The organism is Mycobacterium sp. (genome assembly GCF_036273375.1).
Taxonomy (GTDB): domain Bacteria; phylum Actinomycetota; class Actinomycetes; order Mycobacteriales; family Mycobacteriaceae; genus Mycobacterium.
The window spans coordinates 13,768-29,439 of record NZ_DASUHS010000210.1; the positions used below are offsets into that span (position 1 = coordinate 13,768).

Annotated in this window: 13 protein-coding genes and 2 pseudogenes; 10 read left to right on the top strand and 5 right to left on the bottom strand. The window is 67.0% G+C overall.

Annotation, left to right across the window (positions count from 1 at the left end):
- A complete protein-coding gene (locus VFW69_RS19065) occupies window positions 1-732 on the bottom strand; it encodes an enoyl-CoA hydratase (protein ID WP_526503461.1) in 732 nt (243 codons plus the stop codon).
- 192 nt (window positions 733-924) lie between these two features.
- Between VFW69_RS19065 and VFW69_RS19070 the strand changes: the two are divergent.
- The 6 genes and pseudogenes from VFW69_RS19070 to VFW69_RS19095 all read left to right on the top strand — a co-directional run bounded on the left by VFW69_RS19070 (window position 925) and on the right by VFW69_RS19095 (window position 6,731).
- Window positions 925-1,764: pseudogene (locus VFW69_RS19070) on the top strand (carboxyl transferase domain-containing protein).
- A gap of 82 nt (window positions 1,765-1,846) precedes the next feature.
- Window positions 1,847-2,537 (top strand): annotated as a pseudogene (locus tag VFW69_RS19075) (endonuclease domain-containing protein).
- Between the two features lie 115 nt (window positions 2,538-2,652).
- Window positions 2,653-3,363, top strand: a complete 711-nt coding sequence (gene prrA, locus VFW69_RS19080; RefSeq protein WP_526503463.1) for a two-component system response regulator PrrA — start codon at window positions 2,653-2,655, stop codon at window positions 3,361-3,363.
- A gap of 15 nt (window positions 3,364-3,378) precedes the next feature.
- Window positions 3,379-4,716 carry a sensor histidine kinase gene (locus VFW69_RS19085; RefSeq protein WP_526503465.1) on the top strand — a complete coding sequence of 446 codons (1,338 nt, stop codon included), beginning with the start codon at window positions 3,379-3,381 and terminating at the stop codon, window positions 4,714-4,716.
- Window positions 4,717-4,896: 180 nt separating this feature from the next.
- A complete protein-coding gene (locus VFW69_RS19090) occupies window positions 4,897-5,160 on the top strand; it encodes a DUF2630 family protein (protein ID WP_526503467.1) in 264 nt (87 codons plus the stop codon).
- Window positions 5,157-6,731, top strand: a complete 1,575-nt coding sequence (locus tag VFW69_RS19095) for a phytoene desaturase family protein (RefSeq protein WP_526503557.1) — start codon at window positions 5,157-5,159, stop codon at window positions 6,729-6,731. The genes VFW69_RS19090 and VFW69_RS19095 overlap by 4 nt, the downstream gene beginning before the upstream one ends.
- A 37-nt stretch (window positions 6,732-6,768) precedes the next feature.
- Here the strand turns inward: VFW69_RS19095 and VFW69_RS19100 are convergent, their stop codons facing one another.
- Complete coding sequence (locus VFW69_RS19100) at window positions 6,769-8,067, bottom strand: citrate synthase (RefSeq protein ID WP_526503469.1); 1,299 nt, start codon at window positions 8,065-8,067, stop codon at window positions 6,769-6,771.
- 157 nt (window positions 8,068-8,224) lie between these two features.
- Window positions 8,225-8,887, bottom strand: a complete 663-nt coding sequence (gene pdxH, locus VFW69_RS19105) for a pyridoxamine 5'-phosphate oxidase (RefSeq protein ID WP_526503471.1) — start codon at window positions 8,885-8,887, stop codon at window positions 8,225-8,227.
- Between the two features lie 72 nt (window positions 8,888-8,959).
- Between pdxH and VFW69_RS19110 the strand changes: the two genes are divergently transcribed.
- Window positions 8,960-10,081 (top strand): citrate synthase/methylcitrate synthase, encoded by a 1,122-nt coding sequence (locus tag VFW69_RS19110; protein ID WP_526503473.1) that lies wholly within the window; start codon window positions 8,960-8,962, stop codon window positions 10,079-10,081.
- A 132-nt stretch (window positions 10,082-10,213) separates the two neighbouring features.
- Entirely contained in the window at window positions 10,214-10,672 is a 459-nt protein-coding gene (locus tag VFW69_RS19115) for a VOC family protein (RefSeq protein WP_526503475.1), read from the top strand.
- On the opposite strand, the gene VFW69_RS19120 is transcribed toward VFW69_RS19115, so the two are convergent.
- Together VFW69_RS19120 and VFW69_RS19125 are read right to left on the bottom strand one after the other, a co-directional pair.
- Window positions 10,669-12,357, bottom strand: coding sequence for a 4Fe-4S binding protein (locus tag VFW69_RS19120; RefSeq protein ID WP_526503477.1), 1,689 nt, complete (start codon window positions 12,355-12,357; stop codon window positions 10,669-10,671). The genes VFW69_RS19115 and VFW69_RS19120 overlap by 4 nt on opposite strands.
- Window positions 12,358-12,374: 17 nt before the next feature.
- Window positions 12,375-13,400: a diiron oxygenase gene (locus VFW69_RS19125; protein WP_526503479.1), complete on the bottom strand. Its 1,026-nt coding sequence runs from the start codon at window positions 13,398-13,400 to the stop codon at window positions 12,375-12,377.
- 245 nt (window positions 13,401-13,645) lie between these two features.
- On the opposite strand from VFW69_RS19125, the gene serC reads away from it, so the two are divergent.
- Window positions 13,646-14,764, top strand: coding sequence for a phosphoserine transaminase (gene serC / locus VFW69_RS19130; protein ID WP_526503481.1), 1,119 nt, complete (start codon window positions 13,646-13,648; stop codon window positions 14,762-14,764).
- Window positions 14,765-14,886: 122 nt separating this feature from the next.
- Window positions 14,887-15,660: a septation protein SepH gene (gene sepH, locus VFW69_RS19135; RefSeq protein ID WP_526503483.1), complete on the top strand. Its 774-nt coding sequence runs from the start codon at window positions 14,887-14,889 to the stop codon at window positions 15,658-15,660.
- Window positions 15,661-15,672: the final 12 nt, after the last annotated feature.

Consider the following 15,672-nt stretch of genomic DNA (forward strand, 5'->3'; position numbering starts at 1 on the left):
TCAGGCCCCCTGGAACTTCGGCGGCCGCTTCTCGATCCTGGCGACCTGGGCTTCGACGACGTCTTGGCTGCTCCAGGCCTTGTCGAAGAGTTCCTTGTGCTCGGGCCATTGGTCCGCCATCGCGCCGTCGTCGTTGAGCACCCGCTTGGCGTGCTGGATGGCCAGCGGCGCCAGGCCGGCGATCTCGGCGGCCCACTCACGTGCGTCCGCGAGTGTCCCGATGCGGTTGGCCATCCCGCAGTTCAGCGCCGTTTCGGCGGTCAGCTTCTCGGCGGTGAGCAGCATTGCGCTGGCCCGGCCGTGGCCGACCAGCGAGGACAGCCGACGGATACTCCAGTTATCAAGAGCCAGACCATATTTCGATGTCGGGAACTGGAAGAATGCCTCCGGTGCGACGACCCGCAGATCGCAGCGCATGGCCAGCTGCAGGCCCGCACCGATGGCCGGGCCGTTGATGGCGCCGATCAGCGGAATCAGCGTGGTGTCCATCAGCCTGTGCAGCTCGATGAGACGGTCGGGATAGTCGGCGGCGAAGGCGTCGCCGCTCAGGTCCGCGCCGGCGCAGAACGCCGTCCCCTGGCCGGTCAGCACGATCGCCCGGATCGAGCCGTCGCCGGCCTTCTGAAAAGTTTCGCGCAGCTCCTCGACCAGCTGGGAGTTCAACGCGTTGCGGCGCTCGGGACGCTGCAGCTCGATGGTCATGACGGCTTCGGCCTGGGTAACACCGATCATGGCAGCCACCCTATATAGCCTCCTATATAGCCTCGTCACGTGAGTCGTATCACGGCTGGTCAACTGCGCGATGCGGTGCTGGACGAAAATTCCTTCATCCGCTGGGACAGCGAACCGCTCGGCGTGCCGGTCACCGCGTCCTACGTCCAAGAGCTCGCCGCCGCCCGGGCGGCGACAGGCCTGGACGAATCGGTGCTCACGGGCCAGGGGCGCGTCTTCGGGCGCCGGGTCGCGGTGGTGGTCTGCGAGTTCGGCTTCCTGGGCGGGTCGATCGGGGTTGCCGCGGCCGAGCGGATCACCGCCGCGGTGCAGCGGGCGACGGCCGAGGGGTTGCCGCTGCTCGCCTCGCCGAGCTCCGGCGGCACCCACATGCAAGAGGGCACCGTCGCGTTTCTGCAGATGTGAAGATCGCCGCGGCCGTCCGGCTGCACAGACAAGCGCACCTGCCCTACCTGGTTTATCTGCCGCAATCCGACCACGGGCGGGGTGTTCGCGTCCTGGGGCTCGCCGGGCCATGTGACGGTCGCCGAGCCGGGCGCGTTGATCGGCTTCCTCGGCCCGCGCGTGTACCAGCTCCTCTACGGCGAGCCCTTCCCCGAGGGCGTGCAGACCGCGGAGAATCTCCAGCGGCATGGGGTGATCGATGGCGTCGTCCGGTTCGATGAGCTGCGCCGCACCCTGGACCGCGCCATGACCGTCATCGCCGACCCTCCCGAGCCGCTGCCCGCATCGGCGCCAGCCGAATCGACGCCCGACGTCGCGGCGTGGGACTCGGTGGTGGCGGCGACGGCCCGACCGGCCCGGGGTGGGGCTGTTGCTGCGGCACGGCGCCACCGATCGGGTGCTGCTGTCGGGGGGACCGGCCAGGGAGAGGCTGCCGCCGACGAGCCGGTCGAGTTCGCGCAGCGATTGTCGCGGGCCATCGCCACCGAGGTGTACGCGCTGCGCGAGCTGCCCGCCGCCGAGCGGCTGGCCAGCCGATTACGGCGCTACCGCAACGTCGGTTTGCCCGAGCCCCGGCGCGACACATAAGCCACGCACACGACACGCCGACTTACGTCCGCGTGGTTTATGTCTCGCTAAACCCTTCGCCCGCACATCGCGTCTTACACACATGGACGACGTCGTCGTGGGCAGCGAAGATTTGCGCCAGGGGAAACTGACCCGGTATCAGCTGCTTACCGGTTTCCGTGCCATCTACCCCGACATCTATCTGGCCCATCACACAACACCTTCGCTCCGCATACGTTCTGAAGCGGCGTGGTTATGGTCGCGGCGACGTGGCGTGCTCGGTGGGTTGGCCGCTGCGGCACTGCACGGCGCGGATTGGATCGACGACGAAGAGCCGGTCGAGCTGATTTGGCGCACTGATGCGCGCCGCGCCGTTCTCCGTCGAGGACGTGCTGCTGTTGGCCAAGCGGCACCACGGCGCGCGGGGCCTGCAGCAGCTGCGAAGGGCACTGCCGCTGATCGATGCAGGTGCGGCATCTCCGAAGGAGACCTGGCTGCGATTGCTGATCGTCGGCGCGGGACTGCCGGAGCCCGAAACTCAGATACCAGTGGTCATGCATTACCGGACAGTGGCGGTGCTCGACATGGGCTGGGATCGCTTCAAAGTGGCGGTCGAGTACGACGGAGACCAGCATCGCGCGAGCCGGCGCCAGTACGTGCGAGATATTCGCCGACTCCACGCGTTGGCCGATTGCGGATGGATCGTCGTCCGTGTGGTCGTTGAAGATCGGCCCGAAGCCGTTGCCGGCAGAGTTCGAGAGGCGCTGCGCCGCCGCGGATATGGCGACACATAAGCCACGCACACGACACGCCGACGTACGTGCGCGTGGTTGTGTCTCGCGCCGAGACGACGCGGCCGGGTAATGCAGCGGTGCAGCCTCCCACAGCCATAGCCGACAATCAGGCAAAATGGGCGGCATGGACACTGGAGCTAGCTCACCGCGGGTCTTGGTCGTCGACGACGATTCAGATGTGCTCGCGTCGCTCGAACGCGGTCTGCGGCTGTCCGGATTCGAGGTGTCGACGGCGGTCGACGGCGCCGAGGCGTTGCGCAGCGCCACCGAGACCCGCCCGGACGCGATTGTGCTCGACATCAACATGCCGGTGCTGGACGGCGTCAGCGTCGTTACGGCGCTGCGCGCCATGGACAACGACGTCCCGGTCTGCGTCCTGTCCGCCCGCAGCTCGGTCGACGATCGGGTGGCGGGCCTAGAGGCCGGAGCCGACGACTACCTGGTCAAACCCTTCGTGTTGGCCGAGCTGGTTGCGCGGGTCAAGGCGCTGCTCCGCCGCCGCGGCGCCACCGCCACGTCCTCCTCGGAAACCATCATGGTCGGGCCGCTGGAAGTCGATATCCCGGGACGGCGTGCCCGGGTCAACGGCGTCGACGTCGACCTCACCAAGCGGGAATTCGACCTGCTGGCGGTGCTGGCCGAACACAAGACGGCGGTGTTGTCCCGCGCACAGCTGCTCGAGCTGGTGTGGGGCTACGACTTCGCCGCCGACACCAACGTCGTGGACGTGTTCATCGGATATCTGCGCCGCAAGCTGGAGGCGAACGGTGGCCCCCGGCTGCTGCACACTGTCCGCGGAGTGGGATTCGTACTGCGCATGCAGTAAGCAGGTCGACCGGCAATGAACTTCCTGTCCCGGATTGCGAGCCGTACGCCATCGTTGCGGGCGCGGGTCGCGGTCGCGACGGCCATCGGCACCGCCATCGTGGTGGTCATCGCGGGCGCCGTCGTGTGGTTCGGCATCACCAGCGCCTGGAAGGAACGATTGGATCGCCGGCTGGACGAGGCGGCGGGTTTCGCCATCCCCTTCCTGCCGCGTGGACTCGACGACATCCCGCGTACCCCCAACGACCAGGACACCGTCATCACGGTCCGGCGTGAGGGTCAGGTCGGGTCCAACTCGCATATCACTTTGCCGCCGCTGGATGTGGGCTATGCCGACACTTACATCAACGGCGTGCGCTATCGGGTGCGGACCCTGGAGGTCCGCACGCCGCAGCCGACGACGGTGGCGGTCGGTGCGACCTATGACGACACGATTGCCCAGACCAACAACCTGCATCGCCGGGTGATCCTGATCTGCGCGCTATCGATCGGTGCGGCAGCGGTATTCGCCTGGCTCCTGGCGGCTTTCGCGGTGCGACCGTTCAAACGTCTTGCCCAGCAAGCCCGCTCGATCGACGCCGACGAGCGCCCGCAGGTTTCGGTGCGCGGCGCCAGCGAGGCCGTCGAGATCGCTGAAGCCATGCGGGGCATGCTGCAGCGCATCTGGACCGAACAGGACCGGACCAAGGATGCGCTCGCGTCGGCCCGCGACTTCGCCGCCGTGTCCTCGCACGAACTGCGCACCCCGTTGACCGCGATGCGCACGAACCTCGAAGTGCTGTCCACCCTGGACATGCCGGACGAACAGCGCAAAGAGGTGCTGGGCGACGTCATCCGCACCCAGTCGCGGATCGAGGCCACGTTGACCGCCCTCGAACGGCTGGCCCAGGGCGAATTGTCCACGGCTGACGATCACGTGCCCGTCGACATCACCGACCTGCTCGACCGCGCGGCCCATGACGCCACCCGGATCTATCCCGGGGTCGAAGTTTCGCTGGTGCCGTCACCCACCTGCATCATCGTCGGGTTACCGGCCGGGTTGCGCCTCACCGTCGACAACGCGATCGCCAACGCCGTCAAGCACGGCGGTGCCACCCAGGTCCAGCTGTCGGCGGTCAGCTCGCGCGCCGGTGTGGAGATCGCCATCGACGACAACGGCAGCGGTGTGCCCGAGGATGAGCGCCGAGTGGTGTTCAATCGGTTCTCCCGTGGATCGACGGCCTCCCATTCCGGGTCGGGCCTGGGCTTGGCGCTGGTTGCCCAACAGGCCCAGCTGCACCGTGGGACGGCGGCGCTGGAGAACAGCCCCCTGGGTGGGGCGCGGCTGGTGCTACGACTCCCGGGCCCCAGCTAGCGCTCTATCGCCGCCGGGGGTTGACTGAGCTGTCGCGCCATGGCGTGAACCGGCTTGTCCGCGGACTTCTCGCTGAACCAGACCAGGGCGGCTCACGATGGCCCCCCTCATGTCGCCCGCGCTTGCAGGCGATTTGCAACCTACCGATTCACTCCCTCCCGAGTCGGGCACACTGGAGCGATGGCCAACGGCAGTAAACCGATCGACAATGACACGCTGGCAGTCATTCGTGACCTGGTCGCCGAGGAGAAAGCGCTGCGGGCCCAGCTGCAGCGCGGGGACATCGACACGTCGGAAGAACATGACCGTCTCCGGCGGGTAGAGGTGGAACTCGACCAGTGCTGGGATCTGCTGCGGCAGCGCCGGGCGCTACGCGAGACCGGCGGCGACCCGCGAGAGGCGGAGGTGCGTCCGCCCGACGAGGTCGAGGGCTACCTGAGCTGAGCGACCACGCAAGCCAAGTCGACGGCTTAGTTATCGGAGGCGGTCACAACGGCCTCGTGGCGGCCGCCTACCTGGCCCGCGCGGGTCTGCGGGTGCGACTGCTGGAACGGCTCGACCACATTGGCGGCGCGGCGGTCTCGACGCAGGCTTTCGACGGTGTCGGCGTTCGGCTATCGCGCTACTCCTACCTGGTAAGCCTGTTGCCTGCACGAATCGTGAAGGATCTGGGCGCCAACGTGCGGTTGGCCCGGCGGCCGTTTTCGTCGTACACACCCGACCCCGCGACCGGCGGCCGCGGCGGGCTGTTGATCGGGTCGCCCGGTGACACCTTCGCCGGCATCGGGGCCGTTGGGGATGCGCAGGGGTTCGCCGACTTCTACCAACGCTGCCGGCTGGTCACCGAACGACTGTGGCCGACATTGCTCGAGCCGCTGCGCACCCGCGAGGGCGCTCGCCGGCAGGTGGTGGGAGGCGGCGACCGCCGCGCGGCGGCCGCGTGGCACGCGGTGATCGAGGACCCGATCGGACACGCCATCGCCGACGCGGTGCGCAACGACGTGGTGCGCGGGGTGATCGCGACCGACGCACTGATCGGCACGTTCGCCCGCCTCGATGACCCTTTGCTGACGCAGAATGTCTGCTTCCTGTATCACGTGCTCGGCGGTGGCACCGGAGACTGGGACGTCCCGATCGGCGGGATGGGCGCGGTGACGACTGCCCTGGCGGCGGCGGCAGTCGGCTACGGGGCCGAAATCACCACTGGCGCCGAGGTTTACGCAGTCGATCCCACCGGCGAGGTGCGCTATCGCGCCGCCCACGAAGAGCATCGGATCCGGGCACGGGTCATTCTCGCCGGCGTCACACCGACGGTCCTGGCCGGCCTTCTCGGCGAACGACCTGCGGCCCCGGCCCAGGGCGCGCAGGTCAAGGTCAACATGGTGCTGCGGAGGCTGCCCCGGCTGCGCGACCAGAACGTGAGACCCGAGCACGCATTCGCCGGGACCTTCCACGTCAACGAAACCTGGACCCAGCTGGACGCGGCGTATTCGCGCGCGGCCACGGGGCAGATCCCGAATCCGCTGCCCTGCGAGGCCTATTGCCACTCGCTGGCCGACCCGAGCATCCTGTCGGCCGACCTACGCGGCTCGGGCGCCCAGACGATGACGGTGTTCGGCTTGCACACCCCGCACTCGCTGTTCGACGGCACCTACTCTGGCGCCCTGCGCGACCGTCTGACCGACGGCATACTGGCGTCGCTGAATTCCGTTCTGGCCGAACCGATTCAAGAGGTTCTGATGAGCGACGCGCACGGCAGGCCCTGCATCGAGACGACGACCACGCTGGACTTGCACCGCACCCTGGGTATGACTGCGGGCAACATCTTCCACGGCGGCCTGTCGTGGCCGTTCACCGAAGACGACGACCCGCTGGACACCCCGGCACGGCGATGGGGTGTGGCCACCACGCACGAACGGATCGTGCTGTGCGGCTCCGGCGCACGCCGGGGCGGGGCGGTGTCGGGCATCGGCGGGCATAACGCCGCGATGGCGGTGCTGGCCTCGTTCACATAGCGGATGCGATTGCCGCGCTTGCGAATCCGACTACTTGCTACTCGCGCGCGTCGATGGTGACGTAGTCGCGCTCGGTGTAGCCGGTGTAGATCTGGCGCGGGCGGCCGATCTTGCTGTCGCCTTCGTCGTGCATCTCGCGCCAGTGCGCGATCCACCCGGGCAGGCGGCCCAGCGCGAACAGGACGGTGAACATCCGGGTCGGGAAGCCCAGCGCCCGGTAGATCAGGCCGGTGTAGAAGTCGACGTTGGGATAGAGCTTGCGCTCGACGAAGTAGTCGTCGGTGAGCGCCGCCTCTTCGAGTTGCTTGGCGATGTCCAGCAGGTCGTCGTCACCGCCGAGCTTGGCCAGGATCTTATCGGCCTGCTCCTTGACGATGCGGGCGCGCGGGTCGTAGTTCTTGTACACGCGGTGACCGAAGCCCATCAACTTCACGCCGGCTTCGCGGTCCTTGACCTTACGCACGAATTCGTTGACGTCGTCGTCGCTTTGGCGGATCTTCTCGAGCATCTCGAGCACCGCCTGGTTGGCGCCGCCGTGCAGCGGCCCCCACAGCGCGTTGATGCCACCGGAGATGGAGGTGAACAGGTTGGCCTGCGACGACCCGACGAGCCGGACCGTCGACGTCGAACAGTTCTGCTCGTGGTCGGCGTGCAGGATGAGCAGCATGTCCAGCGCCCGAACGATTTCGGGATCCGCCTCATAGGGCTCAGCGGGCAGCCCGAACGTCATGCGCAGGAAGTTCTCCACCAGCGACAGCGAATTGTCCGGGTAAAGGAAGGGCTGGCCGACCGACTTCTTGTAGGCATAGGCCGCGATGGTCGGCAACTTGGCCAGCAACCGGATCGTCGACAGCTCGACGTCCTCGGTGTCCATCGGGTCAAGCGAATCGGGGTAGTAGGCCGAGAGCGCGTTGACGGCACTCGACAACACCGGCATCGGGTGGGCGTTACGCGGGAAGCCGTCGAAGAATCGCTTGAGGTCCTCGTGCAGCATCGTGTGCAGCTGGATCTGCTTGGTGAAGTCGGCCAGCTGCTCCTTGTCGGGCAGTTCGCCGTAGATCAAGAGGTAGCTCACCTCGATGAAGGTCGACTTCTCGGCGAGCTGCTCGATCGGGATGCCGCGGTAGCGCAGGATGCCAGCGTCGCCGTCGATGTAGGTGATGGAACTCTTGCACGCGGCGGTGTTGACGAAGCCGTTGTCGAACGTGGTGTAGCCGGTCTTGGACAACAGCGAGCCCAGCGCAATGCCGTCAGCGCCCTCGGTGGCGTTGACGATCTGCAGGTCGGTCTCGCCCCCCGGGTACTTCAAAGTGGCGGTGTCGTCGGTGTCTGCCACGAGAACCCCTTTGCGCTCTGGCTGATATGGCTGCTGACTTGGTGCTTACTGCAAAAGGTAGTCGTTATGCGGATAAGGCGCCTGCCCGGGGTCGAGTCTGCTGGTCACGCCAGCAATCGATCCCTTCACGCCGCCGCGAACGCGCATCGTCAGCGAGTCAGGGCTGCAGGCGCTCCACTCGATCGCCGGTGATGCGGATGCGGTTGTGCAATCGGTTTTCCCGGCCCTGCCAAAACTCAACCAGCTCCGGAGCAATGAGATAGCCGCCCCAGCCCGGCGGGACGGGGACCTGCTCGCGGTCGGCGAAGCGGGCGGTCACCTCGCTCAGCTGGTCGAGCAGGGCCGCTCGTGACGCGATCGGTTGCGATTGGTGCGACGCCCAGGCGCCCAGCTGCGACCCGCGCGGCCGCTTGGACCAGTAGTCCTCGGTGACCTGCGCGCTGACCGTGCTCACCCGCCCGCGGATGTGGACCTGACGGCCGAGCTGATACCAGGGAAACGTCGCCGAGGCGTACGCCGTCGCCGCGAGATCCTCGGCCTTGGCCGAGTCGTAGTTGGTGAAAAAAGTGATTCCGGTCTCGTCCACGCTCTTGCACAACACCGATCGGCTCGCCGGCTTGCCGTCCGCGGTGACGGTAGCCAGCACCAGCGCGTTGGGTTCGGCGACACCCGACCGCTCGGCGTCGTCGATCCATTTGCGCAACAACGACACCCAGCCGTCACTGAGCCAATCCGCGTCGAGATCTGCACTGCCGTCTTTTTCCACTGACCCGTACTCCACACGCATTCTTTGCAGGTGCTCGTCGTCTGGTCCTGCCATCGCCTCAACGCTACCGGCGCTTGCTACCGGCCGGTAGCGTCGGCTCGATCAGGGGGTGCGAGAATTTTCGGTATGACTGTGGTCCCCGAAGACTTCGTCCCCGGCCTCGAAGGCGTGGTCGCCTTCACCACCGAAATTGCCGAACCGGACAAAGACGGCGGTGCGCTGCGCTATCGCGGTGTCGATATCGAAGATCTGGTGACCCAGCAGGTCACCTTCGGCGACGTGTGGGCGCTGCTGGTCGACGGCAAGTTCGGCCACGGGCTGCCGCCCGCCGAGCCGTTTCCGCTGCCCATCCACACCGGCGACGTCCGCGTCGATGTGCAGGCGGGCTTGGCGATGCTGGCCCCGATCTGGGGGTACAAGCCGCTGCTGGACACCGAGGAGACCGTCGCCCGCGACCAGCTGGCTCGGGCCTCGGTGATGGCGCTGTCCTACGTCGCACAGTCCGCGCGCGGCATCTACCAGCCTGCCGTCCCGCAGCGAATCATCGACGAATGCGAAACGGTCACCGCCCGTTTCATGACGCGGTGGCAGGGCGAGCCCGACCCACGGCACGTCGAAGCGATTGACGCCTACTGGGTCTCGGCCGCCGAGCACGGCATGAACGCCTCGACGTTCACCGCACGGGTGATCGCCTCGACCGGCGCCGACGTGGCCGCGGCCTTGTCCGGGGCGATCGGAGCGATGAGCGGCCCGCTGCACGGCGGGGCGCCGGCGCGGGTGCTGCCGATGATCGAAGAGGTCGAACGCACCGGCGACGCGCGTGGCCTGGTGAAGAAGATCCTGGACAGCGGCGACAAGCTGATGGGATTCGGGCACCGGGTCTACCGCGCGGAGGACCCGCGGGCCCGCGTGCTGCGGGCTACCGCCGAACGGCTGGGCGCGCCGCGCCACGAGGTGGCCGTCGCGCTGGAGCAGGCGGCGTTAGCGGAGCTGCGCGAGCGCCGTCCGGACCGGGCGATCGAGACCAACGTCGAGTTCTGGGCAGCGGTCATGCTGGACTTCGCCCGGGTACCGGCCAACATGATGCCGGCGATGTTCACCTGCGGCCGCACCGCGGGGTGGTGCGCCCACATTCTCGAGCAGAAACGGCTGGGCAAGCTGGTCCGGCCGTCGGCCATCTACGTGGGCCCCGCCCCGCGCAGCCCGGAATCCGTCGAGGGCTGGGACCGCAGTCTCACCAACGCCTGAGCCGCCCGGTTGTCGGTACCCGGCTATCTAATGGTTGTCGTCGCGATGAGTTTTCGTCGGCGACACAGTCAGAAGTCATGAATCTTCCCGCCCCCCGGGCAGAAGAGGGAACCGACAGCAAGGAGAACCAGCATGGCGATCGACATTGAACCGGCACTGTCCCCGCACCTCGTGGTCGACGATGCCGCCGCGGCAATCGACTTCTACGTCAAGGCTTTTGGGGCACAGGAAATAGGGCGCGTGCCGCGCCCCGATGGCAAACTGGTGCACGCCGCCGTGCGCATCAACGGCTTCACGGTGATGCTCAACGACGACTTCCCCGAAATGTGTGGAGGTAAATCGATGACGCCGACGTCGCTGGGCGGCACCCCCGTCACGATCCACCTGACGGTCCCCGACGTCGACGCCAGCTTCCAGCGCGCGCTGGACGCGGGTGCCACGGTGGTGACCCCGCTGGACGACCAGTTCTGGGGCGACCGATACGGCATGGTCGCCGACCCCTTCGGCCACCACTGGTCACTGGGGCAGCCGGTCCGCGAGGTCAGCATGGAAGAGATCACGGCGGCGATGTCCGGGCAGGGAGCCAGCTAGCCGAGCAGCCGATCCAGCAGCCGGCGTCGCGGTGGCGGCGCCGGCTCTGCGGCGGCTGCTGCCGCGAGCATGGCGGACACGTCGGTGAACTTGTTGCGGGGCCGGCCCTCATCGCTGCCGCGCGCGATCTCGGCGGCGTCGATGGCGCGCCATCCCGCCGCGTCGATCGCGTCGGGCTGACGGGCGTGCACCAGGCTGGCCAGCGCCTCGGGTTTGGCGACCGGATCGGTCAGCTTGCCGGCGTTGAAATCGGCGACCAGGGACTGCACGGTCTGGAACGAGCAGGACTTGTTGGTGCCGATGAAGCCACTGGGTCCCCGCTTGATCCAGCCCGCGACGTATGCCCCGGGCACCGGTTCACCGGAGGCGGGCTCGACGACGCGGCCCCCGTCGTTCGGCACGACGGCCGACGATTCGTCATAGGGAAGATCGCGAATCGGCTTGCCGCGGTAGCCAATCGATGTCAGCACCAGACCCGTTTCCAGAAGGCGCGTCTCTTCGGTGCCGGTGACCGAGAACTCCATACCGGTGGCGCGATGCTCCCCCAGCACGCGGTTGGGAGTAAGCCGATAAGCCAGCCTGACCCTCGGCCGCGATGACGGCGTCGAATCGTCGTCGAGCGTGCTCAAGATTTCCAGCTTGCGCTTGGTCAACGCATCCGAAGCGGTCGCGAGATCGGCCGCCACCAGCTGATGATCGGCCGCGCTGAGCACCACCTTGGAGGTGGCGGTGAGCCCGATCAGCTCGGGCAACGTGAACGCCGACTGGGCGGGGCCGCGCCGGGCGGCGATCACCACCTCGCGCACCGCCGAGCCCCGGAAGGCCGCCAGGGCGTGGTCGGCGATGTCGGTGCGGGCCAGGTCGTCGGGGTCCGAGGTCAGCAACCGGGCAACATCGAGGGCTACGTTGCCGTTGCCGACGATCACCGCCCGCTCGTGGCTGAGATCGACTGGCAGATCGGCGAACTCGGGATGCCCATTGATCCACGCGACCATTTCGGTTGCGGTACCGGTGCCCGGCAGGCCCATGCCTGCGATGTCCAGCCGGCGGTCATCGGGCGCACCGACGGCGTACAGCACGGCGTGGTGGTGAGCCAGCAGGTCCGCGTGGCTCAGCTGCTTGCCGACCTCGACGTTGAGATAGAACCGGAACCGGCGATCACCGGCGACCTTGTCGAAAAGCCGGGTGACCCTCTTAGTGTTCTGATGATCGGGCGCCACCCCGGCCCGCACCAAACCATAAGGCGTCGGCAATTTTTCGAAGACGTTGACGCAGACGCCCTGCTGCGTCAGCAGTTCGTCGGCGGCATACATCGCCGCGGGCCCCGATCCGACGATGGCCACGGTCAGCGGCCTCCGGCGGGCGCGCACCTCGGCGGCCGGAATCACCGGGGCCAGCTTCGACGTCGGCGGCAGCTTCTCGTCCTTCGGCCGGTCCGGATAGAAGGAGGCGTTGATCTCGATGAAGGGCAGCTGCTTGGAGTCCAGCCGGGTGTCGGGTGCGATCGCGCCGACGGGGCATGCACTCACACAGGCACCGCAGTCCACGCAGGCCACCGGATCGATGTAGAGCATTTCCGAGGTGGCGAATCCGGGCTCGTCCGGTGTCGGGTGAATGCAATTCACCGGGCACGCGAAAACACAGGACCCGTCGTTACAGCACGACTGGGTAATAACGTGCGGCATAAAGGATCTCGCAGTTATTAGGCGGCCGGGACCGCGGCCAGGTGCTGGCGCTGCGGCTCGCTGCGGTAACGCGACGGCTTTCCGTTGATCTTGCACAACCGCCACATCAACCGCGCCGAGCGCGTCTCCATCAGGCCGGTGTCATAAGCCAGCATCCGCACGTCACCGAACATGTCGCTGAGCCACTTACGCGATTCCGGCGAGCGGAAGAACAGTTCCTTCTTCACGTCACGCGGAATGTCGAACTCGCGCCAGAACGCCTTGGGCGGCACCACGATTGCGCGGCACAGCGCCTTCATGGTCAGCGGCAGGTACAGCGCGGTCCAGAATCGCTGCCTCTTGGTCAATTCCGGCACCCGCTTGCGCAGGAACTCGTGGGCGAACGAGATGTGGCGGGCCTCCTCGGCCACGTGAATGGCCATCACCCGCTCCATGATGGGGTGCAGCGACTTGCCTTCGCGCAGAACATTTTTCTGCGTGTGGTCAATGGGCTCCTCGCCGGCGAGCACGCCGATGAAGAACGCCACCGGCAGCGGGCCGGCCACCAGCGGAACCAACGGCGAAAGCCACTTGAGAACCCGCGGCATGCCCGGCACGTCGGCGCCGATGCGGTTGACCATCTCCTGGAACATCATCGTGTGATTGCACTCTTCAACCGACTCGTGCAGGCAGTACCGATATTCCGGCGACCCGTTGGGCACCCAGAACGTGTAGTTCATCAGTCCGCGGATCAGGATGGATTCGAAGTGCAGTCCCACTTTGGCCACGTTGGCCTGGCGCCACATCCCGATCTTGATCTTGCGCTCGTCCGACTGCGCGAGATACCAGGGGTGGTGACCCAGCGGGTCGGTCGTCGGCAAAATCCACCGCGGATCGTTTTCCGTGACAGCGAATTCTGGCGAATCCCAATCGATGTCGGTGTACGGATTGAAGTTGCGCCGCACTGACCCCTCGGACAGTGTGGCAAGCATGTTGACGTATTCGGCGTCGTCGCGCACTTCCATGTTGCTTCGCCAACGCCGGACTAATCGCGTCCGAGCCATATCCAGGCCTCCCCAACGAGGTTTACATTTGGACGTGCTGTGTCCAGACAGTACCGCAGGTACCGGATATTTCCTAGACCCCATCCGGGCACTGTGACCTGACCGGTGGTCATGGATTTTTTATGCCCCAGATCACACGTGGCCAACGCCTGCCCGCACCCCAGCAGGCCTTTTGCCCCGGTGGCAGGGGCCCGCGGACGGGCCGCCGCACCGACCCGTCAGCTCGGCTCACTACCCTGATGAGCATGGCTGACCAGCTCGAGATCCCCGCTGACATCAAACCCCGCGACGGCCGCTTCGGCTGCGGCCCGTCGAAGGTCCGGCCCGAACAACTCCAGGCGCTGACCACGGCCGCCGCCCCGTTGTTCGGCACCTCGCACCGGCAGGCGCCGGTCAAGAATCTGGTGGGCCGACTCCGGTCCGGGCTTGCCGACCTGTTTTCCGTGCCCGACGGCTACGAGGTCATTCTGGGCAACGGCGGCGCTACCGCGTTCTGGGATGCCGCGGCCTTCGGCCTGATCGACAAGCGTTCGTTGCATCTGTCCTTCGGCGAGTTCAGCTCCAAATTCGCCTCCGCGGTCGCCAAAAACCCCTTCATCGGCGATCCCGTCGTCATCAAGGCGGACGCCGGCAGCGCCCCTGAGCCGCAGAGCGACCCCTCGGTGGATGTCATCGCCTGGGCACACAACGAGACGTCCACCGGCGTCGCGGTGCCCATCGGCCGGCCCGCAGATTCCGGCGACGCGCTGATCGTCATCGACGCGACCTCGGGAGCCGGCGGGCTGCCGGTCGACATCGCCGAGACCGACGCCTACTACTTCTCTCCGCAGAAGAATTTCGCCAGCGACGGTGGCCTGTGGCTGGCCATCATGAGCCCGGCGGCGCTGGCCCGCGTCGAGTCCGTCGCCGCCTCCGGCCGCTGGGTTCCCGACTTCCTGTCGCTGCCCATCGCGGTGGAGAACAGCCTGAAGGACCAGACGTACAACACCCCGGCGGTCGGCACCCTGGCGCTGATGGCCGAGCAGGTCGACTGGATGCTGGGCAAGGGCGGGCTGGACTGGGCTGTCAAACGCACCGCGGACTCGTCGGGCCGGCTGTACTCCTGGGCCGAGGAGCGGTCCTACACCACGCCATTCGTCACCGACTCGAGGCTGCGCTCGCAGGTGGTGGGCACCGTCGACTTCGCCGACGAGGTCGATGCCGCGGCCGTTGCGAAGATTTTGCGGGCGAACGGCGTCGTCGACACCGAGCCGTACCGCAAACTCGGCCGCAACCAGCTGCGGGTGGGAATGTTCCCAGCGGTGGAACCCGACGACGTCAGCGCGCTCACCCAATGCATCGATTGGGTCGTCGAGCGCTTGTAACCGGCTGGCAATCAACGCGCAACCGCACAGCGTGTCAGCACAGATGATGGGCGGTTGCTGGACTACAGTGCGCACGTGATGGGTCCGTCGCTGACCTGCACGGAGCCTGCGAGGAGATAACCATGCGGGAACTCAAAGTGGTTGGGCTGGATGCCGACAGCAAATATGTCATCTGCGAGGGTGACGATCCCGCGGAGCAGTTCACGCTGGCGGCCGACGACCGCCTCCGAACTCTGTTGCGCGACGCAGCCCTGTCCTCTGAGCAGCCGCAGCTCGAGATTGAAGTCGCCAACATGCTGAGTCCCAAAGAAATTCAGGCCAAAATCCGCGCGGGCGCCTCCGTCGAGCAGGTCGCCGCGGCGTCCGGCTCGGAGGTGTCGCGGATCCGCCGGTTTGCCCACCCGGTGCTGTTGGAACGGTTCCGCGCCGCGGAGCTGGCAACTGCCGCACACCCGATGCTGGCCGATGGTCCCTCCGTGCTGACACTGCTGGAGACGGTCAGCGCCGCGCTGGTGTCCCGGGGTCTCAGCCACGACAAACTCAGCTGGGACGCCTGGCGCAACGAAGACAACCGCTGGACGGTGCAGCTCGCGTGGAAGGTCGGCCGTTCCGACAACCTCGCGCATTTCTGCTTCTCCCCGGGCGCCCACGGCGGAACGGTCACCGCCATCGACGACGCGGCCAGCGCGCTGATCGACCCCAGCTTCGAACGTCCGCTGCGCCCGGTGGCCCGGGTCGCCCACGTCGACTTCGAAGAGCCCACGAGGCCACCCGTCGCGGAAGCACCGGTGGCCGCGGAGCCTGACGACAAGCCCGTGCACACCCGCCGGGGCAAGCCGGTCATTCCAGCGTGGGAAGACGTGCTGCTCGGCGTGCGCTCGGGCGGACAGCGCTAAGCGCGACCCGCT